This is a genomic window from Bifidobacterium santillanense, assembly GCF_018555385.1.
Taxonomy (GTDB): Bacteria; Actinomycetota; Actinomycetes; order Actinomycetales; family Bifidobacteriaceae; genus Bifidobacterium; species Bifidobacterium santillanense.
On the sequence record NZ_JAFEJS010000001.1, the window covers coordinates 293,972 to 307,469 of the forward strand.

General features: G+C 62.8%; 11 protein-coding genes. 2 read left to right on the forward strand and 9 right to left on the reverse strand.

From position 1 onward, the window contains the following. Positions 1 to 51 precede the first annotated feature (51 nt). From JS528_RS01420 to dtd, 5 genes are all read right to left on the reverse strand, one after another. Positions 52 to 516, reverse strand: a complete 465-nt coding sequence (locus JS528_RS01420; RefSeq protein WP_214357312.1) for a MerR family transcriptional regulator — start codon at positions 514 to 516, stop codon at positions 52 to 54. A 161-nt stretch (positions 517 to 677) separates the two neighbouring features. Continuing rightward, positions 678 to 3,257 (reverse strand): excinuclease ABC subunit UvrA, encoded by a 2,580-nt coding sequence (locus JS528_RS01425; RefSeq protein ID WP_214357313.1) that lies wholly within the window; start codon positions 3,255 to 3,257, stop codon positions 678 to 680. A 123-nt stretch (positions 3,258 to 3,380) separates the two neighbouring features. Then, complete coding sequence (locus JS528_RS01430) at positions 3,381 to 4,424, reverse strand: zinc-dependent alcohol dehydrogenase family protein (protein ID WP_214357314.1); 1,044 nt, start codon at positions 4,422 to 4,424, stop codon at positions 3,381 to 3,383. A gap of 192 nt (positions 4,425 to 4,616) precedes the next feature. Further along, a complete protein-coding gene (locus JS528_RS01435; protein ID WP_214357315.1) occupies positions 4,617 to 5,300 on the reverse strand; it encodes an HAD family hydrolase in 684 nt (227 codons plus the stop codon). A gap of 68 nt (positions 5,301 to 5,368) precedes the next feature. Continuing rightward, positions 5,369 to 5,854, reverse strand: a complete 486-nt coding sequence (dtd, locus tag JS528_RS01440; protein ID WP_214357316.1) for a D-aminoacyl-tRNA deacylase — start codon at positions 5,852 to 5,854, stop codon at positions 5,369 to 5,371. Between the two features lie 141 nt (positions 5,855 to 5,995). Between dtd and ychF the strand changes: the two genes are divergently transcribed. Continuing rightward, positions 5,996 to 7,090 (forward strand): redox-regulated ATPase YchF, encoded by a 1,095-nt coding sequence (ychF, locus tag JS528_RS01445; protein ID WP_214357317.1) that lies wholly within the window; start codon positions 5,996 to 5,998, stop codon positions 7,088 to 7,090. 86 nt (positions 7,091 to 7,176) lie between these two features. Here ychF and JS528_RS01450 read toward each other — a convergent pair whose 3' ends face one another. Beyond that, the gene (locus JS528_RS01450) at positions 7,177 to 8,991 is read right to left on the reverse strand and encodes a CocE/NonD family hydrolase (RefSeq protein ID WP_214357318.1); all 1,815 of its coding nucleotides are present in this window, start codon (positions 8,989 to 8,991) and stop codon (positions 7,177 to 7,179) included. Between the two features lie 89 nt (positions 8,992 to 9,080). Continuing rightward, on the reverse strand, positions 9,081 to 10,475 hold the full coding sequence (locus tag JS528_RS01455; protein ID WP_214357319.1) for a DHA2 family efflux MFS transporter permease subunit: 1,395 nt from the start codon (positions 10,473 to 10,475) through the stop codon (positions 9,081 to 9,083). Positions 10,476 to 10,637: 162 nt separating this feature from the next. On the opposite strand from JS528_RS01455, the gene JS528_RS01460 reads away from it, so the two are divergent. Continuing rightward, entirely contained in the window at positions 10,638 to 11,219 is a 582-nt protein-coding gene (locus JS528_RS01460) for a TetR/AcrR family transcriptional regulator (protein WP_214357320.1), read from the forward strand. 330 nt (positions 11,220 to 11,549) lie between these two features. Here the strand turns inward: JS528_RS01460 and JS528_RS01465 are convergent, their stop codons facing one another. Both JS528_RS01465 and JS528_RS01470 read right to left on the reverse strand, forming a co-directional pair. Next, entirely contained in the window at positions 11,550 to 12,053 is a 504-nt protein-coding gene (locus JS528_RS01465; protein ID WP_214357321.1) for a GNAT family N-acetyltransferase, read from the reverse strand. A 138-nt stretch (positions 12,054 to 12,191) separates the two neighbouring features. After that, positions 12,192 to 13,463, reverse strand: a complete 1,272-nt coding sequence (locus JS528_RS01470; RefSeq protein ID WP_214357322.1) for an MFS transporter — start codon at positions 13,461 to 13,463, stop codon at positions 12,192 to 12,194. Between the last annotated feature and the right edge of the window lie 35 nt (positions 13,464 to 13,498).

The following is a 13,498-nucleotide window of genomic DNA, read 5'->3' on the forward strand; positions in this document are numbered from 1 at the left end:
TCCGACACACACGTTCGTTATTGAGAACGATTCTCTGAACGACGCCCCGTCTCACTGCCCCGGTTTGCCGCCGTTCTGCATGCGCTTGACCTGAACGATGACGTCGCGATGCTCCTCGAGGAGGGTGTCGGCATCATCCTGCCGCCCTTCGGCGACGGCGCGCCAATACAGCGTCTTCAGGGAGACATACGCCTGCTGCATGCGGATGGCCTCGGCGCGAGCGGCCAGTCGCAGCGCCTGCTCGTCGAGCAGTTCGATCTGCCGCTTCGCGCCCTCGGCGCCGTCCGAGGAATTGCGCAGGTACTCGCGCATCGACTCCAGTGGCATGCCCGTGGCGGACAGACATGCGATCGTCGTCAGTCTGGTCAGATCGTCGTCCGAATAGGCACGATGACCCGACGGATCGCGGGCTATCGGCGGGATGATGCCGATCTGCTCATAGTAGCGCAGCGTGGATTCCGGCAGTCCGGAAGCCAGGGACGCCTCGCGGATGGTGTGCCAAGTGGTGACGTTCATGCTCATATCGTCCATAACCTCGATTCTGGAGACTTCGAGCGCTCGAAGTCAACGGATGCCGACCCATTCATTGAAGGCCCTTCCAAGTCGTGACGTCCAATGCCTGTGCGGAATCGCCGCTCATGCCTCTCCGATATGTCACCGGGGCTCGGCCGGCGACCTCACGCCGTAAGATATCGCCCGGTGATGCTCGCGGGATTCGCGGCGACGTCGGCAGACGTGCCGGCGGCGACGATGCGCCCGCCGTCCGCTCCTCCGCCTGGCCCCATGTCGATGATCCAATCGGCGTTGGCGATCATATCGAGATCGTGTTCGACGACGACGACGGTCGCGCCGTTCGACACCAGACGATCGAACACGCCCAGCAGCACACGTACGTCAAGCGGATGCAGACCGATGGTCGGCTCGTCGAACACGAACACGGCGTCCGACTGCACGCGTCCCATCTCGCTGGCGAGCTTCAGACGCTGAGCCTCGCCACCGGAGAGTGCCGGCGTGGGCTCGCCGAGCGTGAGGTAGCCGAGTCCCAGATCGTGAAGCGTGGCGAGCCGGGCATGCACCTTACGCATATCCTCGGTCGCCTCCAACGCCTCATCGACGCTCATCGCCATGTACTGTGGCAGAGTGAATGCGCGACCGTCTTTCGCGACACGGTGGATGGCACCGGCGGAAGGCGCGTAGCGGGAGCCGCGGCAATCGGGGCAGGCGATGTCCACGTCGGGCAGGAACTGCACGTCGAGTGAGATCGAGCCGGTACCGTCGCAGGCCGGGCAGCGCAGACGTCCCGTGTTGTACGAGAAGTCCCCGGCCCTCCATCCGTTCGCCTTCGCCTCATCGGTGCGCGCGAACGCCCGGCGCAGATCGTCGTGGATGTCGGCGTAGGTGGCGACGGTGGACCGTACGTTCGCGCCGATCGGAGTGGCGTCGATGAGGTTCGCGCGTGTGATGCCGTCCGCCGTGATCGTACGCACATGCTCCGGCAACGTCTCACCGGCGGCGCGCGCACGTAGCGCGGGGATCAACGACTCCAGCACCATCGTGGTCTTGCCTGAGCCGGAGACGCCCGTCACCACGGTGAGCCGGCCGCGCGGGATGTCGACGGACAGCGGTCTGACCGTATGCAACGGGCCGGTCTCCATATGGATGACGCCCTCGTCGAACATGTGTTCCGTCGCGACCGTCGTCCGCACGCGCTTCGGATTGGCTTCGGCCAGGAACGGCGCGATGCGGCTGCCGGCAATGCCATGGTCGTTTCGACCGGCATGATCATCTCCATCGTCCTTCGCCACCATCCGCGCGATCTCATCGACCGTGCCTTGGGCGATCACGTGGCCGCCGTCCGCGCCCGCGACCGGCCCCATCTCGATGAGGTGGTCGCACGCCTTGAGCACGCGTACGTCGTGATCGACTACGACCACGGAATTGCCGTCCGCGACGAGGTCGCGCATCACGCCGATCAGTCCGTCCACGTTCGAGGGATGCAAGCCGATGGACGGCTCGTCGAGTACGTACAGGATGCCGGTGGTGCGGTTGCGTACGGCACGTGCCAGCTGGACACGCTGACGTTCGCCGGTGGACAGGGTCGCGCCGGTACGATCGAGGGAAAGATAGCCGAGACCCAATTCCATGAGCCGTCTGGCCACATCGAGGAACGATTCGCAGATGTTGCGCGCCATCGGGCGCATCGGTTCGGGGAGCGTGTCCGGCACGCCGCGCACCCAGTCGACGGCCTCGTCGAGCGTCATCGTGCTCGCCTGCGCGAGGTCGATGCCCCGGACGTGGGGCGCGCGGGCCGCCTCGCTCAGTCGGGTGCCGCCGCACGCCTTGCACGGCTTCTCCTCGAGGAACCGTGCGACCCGCTTCAGTCCCTTCTCGTCCTTGGCCTTGGCGAGGGCGTTCTCGACGGTGTACACGGCGTTGTAGTACGTGAAGTCGAGCTCGGCAAAGTCGTCGCTCTTCTTGGACCGGTAGAGGATGTGCTTCTTGACGGCCGGACCATGGAACACAATGTCGCGCTCCTTGGGCGTGAGCTCGCGGAACGGCACGTCGGTGCGTACGCCCATCGCACGGCACACGTCCTTCATGAGGTCCCACATGAGCGAGCCCCACGGGGCGACAGCGCCCTCGTCGATGGATTTCGACTCGTCGGGCACGAGCGACTTCATGTTCACCTCACGCACGACGCCGGTGCCGGAGCAGATGGGGCACGCGCCGGCCGAGTTGAAGGCGAGGGATTCGGCGCCGGGACCATGGAATTCGGTGCCGCATTTCGCGCAGACGATGGGCAGTTCGGCGGCGACGGCAAGCGTCGGTTCGTTGCGCGCGCCGCAATGCGGGCACACATGCGAGCCGACGCGGGAGAACAGGAGCCGCAGGCTGTTGAGCAGTTCGGTCATCGTGCCGAACGTGGAGCGGATGCCGGGCACGGCGGGACGCTGATGCAGGGCGAGCGCGGCGGGCACGTGCCGTACGTCGTCGACCTGTGCACGGGACGCCTGGGTGAGGCGTCGTCGCGTGTAGGTCGACAGGGCCTCCAGGTATCGGCGCGACCCCTCGGCGTAGAGCACGCCCAATGCGAGCGAGCTCTTGCCGGATCCGGAGACGCCGGCCACGCCGACGAGTTCGCCCAGCGGCACGTCGACGTCGATGTCCTTGAGGTTGTGGACCCGGGCCCCACGCACCTCGATGGCCGTGGGGACCTTCCGTTCGTTCCGTTCGTCTGTGTTCCGCTCCTGCGTCATGCGGCCCATTGTAGGCCGATGGGCCACACGACGCGGAACGGCCCGCATCCCCGGGAAGTATTGGGATGCGGGCCGCGACGGCGCTTCCGGAATCGGAAGCGGATTCGGAAAGCGGGAGCGTAATTAGAAGCGGATGAGCGACTTGATGACCTTGCGCTGGTCCATCGCCTCGTACGCCTCCTGGATGTGGTTGAGGTCGTATTCGCCGGTGAAGACGCGACCCGGGTTGATCTCGCCCCTGACGACCGCATCGAGCAGTCCGGCCTTGAGGTCGTAGTGACGCACCGGGGCGGGGCCTCCCTTGATGCCGATGTTGCCGTAGAACGTACCCTCGGCGCTGATCTCGACGTCGTGCGGAAGCCCCACGCGGCCGATGACGGCGCCGCGACGGGCCAGTCCGATGGCGGTGTCGAACGACTGCTTGGAGCCTACACACTCAAGCACGGCGTCCGCGCCGTAGCCGTCGGTCATCGCCAGCACCTTGTCGACGGCGGCCTGGTCGCGTTCGGCGACGACGTCGGTCGCGCCGAATTCACGGGCGAGGGCCGCGCGGTCCTCATGACGGCTCATCGCGATGATGCGCTTTGCGCCGAGCATGTGCGCGGAGAGCACGCCGCACAGGCCGACCGCGCCGTCTCCCATCACGACGGCGGTGTCGCCCGACTTGACCTCGGCGGAGACGGCCGCATGGTAGCCGGTCGACATCACGTCGGCGATGGTCAGCAGCGAGGCGAGCGTGGCGTCATCGTAGTCCTCCGGTGAGCCGGGCACCTTGACGACGGTTCCATCGGCCTCGGGCACACGCACGTACTCGGCCTGGCTGGCGCCGAAGTAGCCGCCGTGGGGGCATACGGACTCGAAGCCGGCCTCGCACACCGGGCACTTGCCGCAGCTGTACGGGAACGGCAGCACGACGAAATCGCCGGGCCTGACCGAGGTCACTGCGTCGCCGACCTGTTCGACCACGCCGATCGACTCGTGGCCGATCTGGCTGTTCTCCGGGTGCGGGGACAGCCCGCGGAAGTACCACAGGTCGGAGCCGCACACGCAGGCGCGCACCACGCGCACCACGGCGTCGTCGTCCTTCTCGAGACGGGCCTTCGGCACCTCGCGCACGGTCATCTCGCCGGGCCTGACGAAGATCGCGGCCTTCATCGTTTCGCTCATGTCATTCTCCTTCGATAGCGCCGCGGCGTATCCGTTGGATGCGGACGGACCGGCGGCTTCCGATTCGCAACGGTTTCCACGCTAGGAACCTGAAGCGCTCGAAGTACAAGAACGACACGCCGGTACTCGAGAAAACCGGTATGCAAGGGGCCGTCCCTCCCCGATCGAGGGCCCCGTCTCGGGGACATCGGATCACTTCACCCGCGTGACGACGTCCCCTTTGACCATGAACCCCTTGCACGCCATGTCGATCATCGGCTGGTCGAATCGGCTGTCCGTGTAGAACTCGTCGATCACCGCGTCCTCCCCCAGCACCTGACGCAGACGCTTCGGCTTGTTGGTGTTGAAGTTGAGATAGGTGACCTCGAACGTCTCCGGGTCAATGGTCGAGGCGATGAGATGCCGCACGCCGAGCCGACGGCACGCCTCGCCCACGGTCACGTCGAACGATGCGGTGAGGATCACGTCGTCGGGCCGAGGCTCGTACCATGATTTGATCTTGCGCATGTTGCGGTCCCAGAACGCGTTGACCAGCGACCTGAGACCGCCGTTGAGATCGTCGGCGCCGATCACCGAGGCGTCGCCGACGAACACGTCATCGCCCAGACCGGCCTTGGCCGCGGCGTCGAGACGGCGCAGCCGCAGCTCGTCGATCCCCTTCGACGTGGACAGGTCGGCGAGATACTTGCGGGCGACGCCGCCCACGCCTCGTTCCATCTGCTCGAGTGTGGCCCGTCCGAGCTTGTATTTGATGGCGTAGCGCAGCACCGGGGCGATATGGCGGAAGACCCTCACATCATATCTCGCGCTGAACAGATACAGATCGAACAGGCTTTCACCGTCATAGATGGTCCCGTCGAAGTCGAACACCCGCATGCGCTCCCCCTTGCACTCACGCCACTCTCCTATCCGGCCACTATAGCCGTAGGAGGGGCGATATGGGCTCAGCCCTTGTGCGGCATGTCCATGTCGGTGTCGACGACGATCGTGACCGGACCGTCGTTGACGAGACCGACGCGCATGTGCGCGCCGAAGCGCCCTTCGCGGACCGGTACTCCCCCGGAGCGCAGCGCCTCGTTGAATCTGATCCAGATGAGGTCGGCGTGCTCGGGTTTGCCTGCCCGGATGAAGCTGGGCCGGTTGCCCTTGTGCACGTCGGCGTACAGCGTGAACTGCGAGATCGACAGGATCTCCCCGCCGATGTCCTGGATGGACCGGTTCATCTTGCCCTGCTCGTCCTCGAAGACGCGCAGGTTCAGCACCTTGTGGGCGAGCCATGCGACCTCGGCGTCGCCGTCCGAATCGGACACCCCGACCAGGATCATGTAGCCGGGTCCTATCTGCTGGGGCTCGAACGTGGGGTCGACCGTTCCCAGCTCGTTGACGACGTCGACGCTTGCCTGGGACACTCTCTGAATCACGATACGCATGCGCCCGATTATGCCACGGCTGGGGCACGGGCGCCCGCATCGCGGAAGCTCCGGGCCAGATCGCGGAACGCGCCGAAACGGGGCACAGCCGCGACGGCATGTCCCCCTTCGCTTGTCGCTTTCGCCTTTAGACTGGGAGGCATGTCTTTAACTATCGGAATCGTCGGACTGCCGAACGTCGGCAAGTCCACCATGTTCAACGCACTCACCCGCAACAACGTCCTGGCGGAGAACTACCCGTTCGCCACCATCGAGCCGAACACCGGCATCGTGCCGCTGCCGGACGACCGTCTGCCGGTGCTCGCCAAGCTGGTGCACACCGAGAAGGTCGTGCCCGCCACCGTGACGTTCGTCGACATCGCAGGCATCGTCAAGGGCGCCTCCGAGGGTGAGGGCCTGGGCAACAAGTTCCTGGCGAACATCCGCGAGGCGGATGCGATCTGCGAGGTCGTGCGCGCGTTCAAGGACGACGATATCGTGCACGTCAACGGCAGGATCGATCCGGCCGACGACATCGACACGATCAACACCGAGCTGATCCTCGCCGACATGCAGACCATCGAGAACGCGCTGCCGAAGCTCGAGAAGGATCTGCGCGGCAAGAAGATCGAGAAGGAGTACTTCGACGCCGTCAAGGAGGCGCAGAAGATTCTCGAGAACGGCGAGACGCTCGACAAGGCCGCGCGCGAGGGTCGTTTCGACAAGGACTCCGTCTACGACCTGCACCTCATGACCGCCAAGCCGTTCATCTACGTGTTCAACGTGGACGACAACGAGCTGCAGAACGACGACCTGAAGGAGGAGCTCGCCGCGTCCGTGGCGCCGGCGCCGGCCGTGTTCCTCAACGCCCAGTTCGAGGCTGACCTGACCGAGCTCGACGAGGCCGACGCCCGCGAGATGCTCGAGGACGCCGGCCTCAAGGAGTCGGGCCTCGATCAGCTGGCCCGCGTCGGCTTCGACATCCTCGGTCTCCAGACGTTCCTGACCGCGGGTGTCAAGGAGGTGCGCGCCTGGCAGATTCACAAGGGCTGGACCGCCCCGCAGGCCGCCGGCGTGATCCACACCGACTTCGAGAAGGGCTTCATCAAGGCCGACATCGTCTCCTACGACGACTTCGTCGCTGCGAACGGCTCGATGGCCACCATCAAGGAGGAGGGCAAGCTCCGTCAGGAGGGCCGCGACTACGTGATGCAGGACGGCGACATCGTCGAGTTCAAGTTTAACGTCAGCAAGTGATTGATGAATAGCGCCAGGGGCCTTGGAATTCACAGTGATTCCAAGGCCCCCGGTTATTTCGCCATGCGAAGCTTCTCGGTTCGATATCACGGTTTTACGATCGGCATGAGCAGGACGCTGTCGTAGACGCCGCCCGTATGCACGGTGTGCCTGCCCTGATTGACGGTGGGCAGCTGTGCGTCCGGCGCTTCATCGCTGGCGCGGGCCTCGGCTACCGGACCGCAGGCATGTCCTCCGATTTCCAGCACCAGGGTCTCTCCTTCATGCAGGAGCATATCGGTCGGCCATAATCCCAGATCGATCTGCACCGGTACGAATGGGGTGACCGGTTGCGGGTTCGTATAGGTCATGTATGGTTCGGTCGGCGTCGATCGTTTCGCATCGAGTTCGCGGTGCGAGGCGCGCAGTCGGCCGTTGGGGCCGACGTAGATCGGTCCGCCGGGAAGCTGCTTGCCTTTCGGCGTGAGCGCTATCATCATGCGCAGTTTCTTCTCCAAGCCGGGGAAGACCACGTGGTACAGCACCTTGCCCTTCGCATCCTTCTTGTACAGCTGGGCGAACAGATCCATGTCGTCGCCGGCGTCGGTGCTCATCCATAGGCGGGCATTGAGTGGCCCGTGGATTTCCATGTCCCGGGAAATCCGGTATTCGAAGCGCGCGACGGCGCTCATGTCACGACTGACGGCATCGTATTCGGCGCTGGATTCCAGTGCGGCCTTTTGCTCGTTCATAGTGCCGTTCGAGGCGTTCAGGTGCAGTGTCATCGTTTCGGTCCGCACGCAGGGATAGTCGTCGGACGTGGAGAACAGGTTGTGTTTGGCACCCACGTCAAGCCGCGAATAGCGTACGCGCGGCGTCTGCTCCCACCCGTTGTCGATGCCCTTGAGATAGTGGTCGAAGAAGCGACGCAGGTCGTCGCAGTTCTCCCGGGTGTCGAGGTCGCCCCATTCATGGGTGTCGTGGATGCGCAGCCATTTGTCCTTCGATCCGAGTCGTTTGAATCCGGAGAGCGTGCTGCGGGTGTGAATCGGATGCGTCCAGCTGGCCACCACATAGGCGGGGACGGTGACATGTTCGAGATCGGGGATCTTATCGGTCCAATAGTCATCCACGAGCGGGTGCTGTTCGAGCATGCCGGTCACATCCTCGAATCGGCTCTGTCCGTACAGGAAGCCGACGATGTCGATGTCATGGAACGTGCCGTTGGGGATGCCTCCTCGGCATACCACGTCGCGGTATTCGTCGGTAAGGCCCTCCCACGGGGCGATTGCGGCCAGATGAGCCGGCTTTGCTGCGGCGGCGGCCCATTGGATCATGGCGAGCTGTGAATTGCCCATCATACATACCTTGCCGGTGCACCAGTCTTGGCTCGCGATGTATTCGATGGTGTCATGCACGTCTCGTCCGGCCTGAGTGCCCATGAAGTACATGTCGCCGCCGGAGTGACCGATGCCCCGCTCGTCCACCACGCAGATCGCATATCCATACCTGCACCAGTATGCCGGGTCGGGAGACTCGAAACGTTGCAGACCGGATACCTGATTCTTGGGGAACCCAGTGCTGGTCACATCGTAGTTGGCGTTGAACGGGCCTCCGCGCTTGCTGTAGGGCGAATAGACGAGAATGACCGGAGTGCGGGTGTCGCCCTGCCTGCGCCATAGATCACCGTAGATGACCGTGCCGTCGCGCAGTTCGATCGGGATGTCCTCCAGACATTCGATGTCGATCGGCAGCCTCATGGCTCCCTTGGCGTTGACGCTTCCCTCCCGATAGAGGACGGTTCGCGTCTCCAATGGAGGAATCGGAGGTTTGGCCTGGTTCAGTGGATTCGCCGGTTTGAACAGGATGTCGCTCCCGTTGATGTCAAGCAACGGTGCGCCGCTGTTGGTGGTATCGGTCATGATGTTCCTTTCTGTGATGGGACTTGTAATGGAGAACAGATGATGTGATTCGGCCGGCGTGTCCTTTTGGACAATGGGCCGGGTATTTCCTATCCGACGATGGTGTCGGTTTCGCGGTCGCGTATGAAGATCGCGATGAATGCCGCCAGTGCCAGCAGAATCGCCGCGGCGACGATGAATGCGATTTTGTCGCCGTAATATGCCGCTTCCAGTTCCGTGGCCGTGGGCGCGATCACGGAGGATAGCGCAGAGAAGGATATGATCAGCGCGACCATGAAGGAATTGCTGATCTGGTTTGAGGTCTGGGCGGCGGCGTTCGCATGGCGCACGAGAGTATTGCTCAACGAATTGATGCCCCATGTGTTGCAGGGCGTGATGATCAGCTGCACACCTATCGAGCAAAGGGCGTATGCGATGGCGACGACCGGCATGCCGGTGTCCATCGGCATCGTTGCAAGCAGTGCGATGCCGGCGAGGGTGCACATGCTGCCTGCCCGAACCGGGACATGCACGCCGAACCGGTCGTACAGTTTGCCGGATACCAGCGCCATCGCCGCGCTGAGCAGAGCGCCAGGAAGTATGACGAGTCCGCTCATCACGGCGGATTCGCCTCTGACAATCTGAACGAACAGGGGCAGTACGGTACCGATGCCGAGATACACGCCCTGCGTGAGTGCGATGACGACGACGGAACTGGAGAACCTGCGGGAGTGGAATACATGCATGTCGAGCATGGGTTGGTCGAGCCTGAACTGGCGAACGACGAACAATGCGATGAGAGCGGCGCCGATCACGATGAGGAAGATGATGGTGACCGTATTGCCGGTCGATGCGAACGTCGACAAGCCGTACAGTATGCACAGCAGCCCGATTGACGACAATGCGACGGACAAGGCGTCGAACGGCGTCCGAGTAGCCGTCTCCTTGGTCTCAAGCACCACCATTGCGACACAGAGAATGATGATGCCGAGTGCGCCGACGATAAGGAACAGCGCATGCCAACCGACGGAATCGACCAACAGGCCGGACACCGTCGGGCCTATCGCCGGTGCGAATCCCACCAATAAGCCGATCAGCCCCATGGCCGTCCCGCGTCGTTCGCGAGGAAAGATGAGTACGATCTCGGTCATCACCATGGGCAGCAGAATTCCCGTACATGCCGCCTGGCAGACGCGGCCGACGAGCAAGACTCCGAAATTCGGCCCCCACGCGGCCAGCAGGCTTCCTGCGGAGAATATGCTCATCGCGGCGACGAACAGACGCTTGGTCGAAAAACGTCCGAGCAGGTATGCCGACAGTGGGATGATCAACGCTTCGACCAGCGAATACGCGCTCGACAGCCACTGGGCCGTGGTCGCATCGATGCTGAAGTCTTCCATGATGGACGGCAACGCCGGAGACAGAAACGACAGGTCGAGAATGGCGAGCACCGTGCCCGTCAACAGCACGATGACCGTAATGCGTTGTTTTCGGGTCAATCCCATAAGAACAGGTTCCTTTCCGTCGGCGGTCCGGCGCTGATTCGGCCGTACCGCTGCAATTTGACCGTGGTTGGTTATTGGTCTAATGTTTATTTAGCAACCAAAGTCGCATATCTTCAACCGACGGAAATCATCGCAGGAAACATATGCGACCGATGGACGAAAATGTCGCTTATCGACATCGCCCATATGGATACGGAAACGAAAGGGCCATGCATGGCGGAGGATCTACGCATCGTCAAAACCCGGAAGGCAATCCGTGAGGCCTTCCTGACATTGCGGCGAACCCAACCGTTGGAGCGGGTCAGGGTGCGCGACATCTGCGCGGAAGCACTGATCAACAAGTCGACGTTCTATCATCACTACACCGACGTGTTCGATCTGTCGGACCAGCTTGAGGACATGGTCCTTGATGAATGCTTCGAGGCGTTTCAGTACAAGGACAAGCTGCTCACCGATCCTTTGATCTTCCTCGGAAACGTGCCGGCGGCCATGAACACGAGAAAAGACGCCATAGACATACTGTTCCGCGGCAGGCAGGACGTGCTGTACGACAAGATAGAACGACATCTGCGGCAGTTCTATCTGACGGAAGACACCACCGAGGAAGAGGACATCCTCCTTACCTTCGTCATCGGAGGAGCGATGTACGCCATGCGTACGCTCGCGGCCGAAGGGCCATACAGCAGGGAATCCGTCACCGAGGTCTCGGCCCGCATCATCGGCAGGCTCGTGCAACGGGAATGAGGCCCGCCTTTCGGCGGCTGACGCGATTCCCTCCGTTCCGAACTGCCGTACCGAACATGGTCTGTTTTCTGCCACAGTGAGGCGAAAAGGTCGAGTTCAAGTTCTCCCCAACGTCTAAGAAGTGATTGCCGCAGCGGTCGCCGCGTAGCGCCGGGGGTCTTGGAATCCGCTAGAATTCCAAGACCCTCGTTTATTTCGGCCATACGGAACTCTTCAGGGGGCGCTTCCATCTCGAATCGCCGTACCGGACTCCATTGGCGGCTCCTCCGGGTTTGTCCCAGGCCTCGGAGTCATGCCATAGACAGGTCTTCAGTCAGCGGCCGCCAACCGCTACGGGCGGGTCATCAGATAGTTGGTGAATGAAACAGTCCCTATTGTCGGATGCCGAGTCTCGACCGTGCGGAATCCATGACGGGCAAAGAACGGATGCGCGGTGATGCTGGCATGGACGGCGAGATGTACGATACCATGGTCGGCCGTGAATTGCTCCACTCGCGCAAGCAGCAACGTGGCGACGCCCAGACGCCCGTACGTCGGGGCGACGAACAACATGTCGATGTATCCGGAGTCGTCCACGTCGATGAAACCGATCGGAGTGCCGATTGCGGAATCGGGCGAATCGCCGTCACAGGTGTCGTTGGCCAGTGCGGCGACCCATGTATGCGCCGTCATCCGACGGATATTCCATCCGGCGGCCGAACCTGTTCGGCTGGCCCACATGCGCGTCTGTTCCGCATCGTAATCCTGCGACGCCGTTTCGAGGATAGCGCGACGGAAGACTTGTATCGTTGCCATCGCGTCGGATGGCCGATACTTCCGGATGATGACTCGCATGATGTCTCAGTGTAGAAGGCATCGGCCCCATCGTGGAACGGTTCGGCGACCAGTTGGTTCTCTTCGAGTTCAAGTTCTCACCAACGGCTAAGCAGTGATTGTCGGGCAGCATCGGGAGTTTTGGACGGGGAGCATGTCCTAGAACTTCCGCGCTACGTGTGCAACCAATGGCAACATGGCAATGGCCAACACGAACGTCATCGCCAGAACCGCTCCCGCTGGATAAACGCTGTACGCCCAGCCGTATGTGATCTGCCCGAGAGGCTGGGCGCACATACTCGTGGAGAGCGCGAGTGACATCACCTTGCCAGTCATGTCCTCGGGGCAGCTCATCTGGATCGCCGGCACGGCGATGAGGTTCGCGAGGGTGATGGCGACCATGGTTCCGCAGGTGCTCGCCGTGAGCGTCGCAAGGCGCACTCCATCGCCGGCGGGAAACGCCATGACGAGCGCCTGGGGCAGGATGGTGAGCAAGAAGGCGGCGATCGTCGTCGGGAATCGTCGCTTGGAAAGCGACTTCGCGGCCCGTCCTCCGACGAGCGCGCCAAGCAGTCCGGATACTCCCACGAGACCATATGCAAAACCGTACGCCGTGGAGTCGAACCCCAGCACGGTCCGCACCATGTAGGGGAAACCGATCTCCGCGTAGCCCGTCACCAGAAAGTTGAGCGCAGCGCAGAGCAGCACCAGATGCAGTACATGGGGACGCTCGCGAGTGAGGAAACGTCCGGCGCGCACAAGGTCATCGAGGGCCGAGGTGCGCCCATCCCCGCCGCGTTCGGGAGCGCCGAGCCGGATGAAGCACTCCACGACTGCGGCCGTGCCGAATCCCACGATGGTGACGCCCATCATGGGCATGGCGCCCACCGCCGCGTAGAGCACGCCCCCGAGCACGGCGGGCACGAGCGTGCTTGTCTGGTTCACCACGTTCACCACGGCCATCGCGCGACGCATCACGTCCTCGCCGTGGGAGCGGAACATCTGCGGCAGCGCCGCCTGCACCGTGGGTGTCTCCATGGCATCGAGCACGGCGAGCACCACCTGCATCACGGCGATCGCCGCCAGATTGAATCCGGTAGCCGAGAAAATCGCCGCGCAAATGAGCACTGTTGCGGCGGAAAGCGCGTCGAGCGCCACCATGATGGTCCGGCGGTTCCTGCGGTCCGCCACCACGCCGCCAAGGGGCGAGAGCAGAATCGTGGGCAGGATACTCGCCGTGAGGATGGAAGCGAACGCCGCGGCCGAGCCGGTCTCGTCAAGCACCCACATGGACATGGCGAACCGCAACATGAGGTTGGCGAAGAGCGATATGCCGAGACCTGCGACAAGCAGATAGAAGTCGCGTACGCGAAGAGGGTTTGCGGCTGGGCTGCTTTGCGGTTGAGTCGTGTATTCGGACGTGTTCGTCATTATCGAGTTCCTTTCCTTGGTATTCATGAACATCC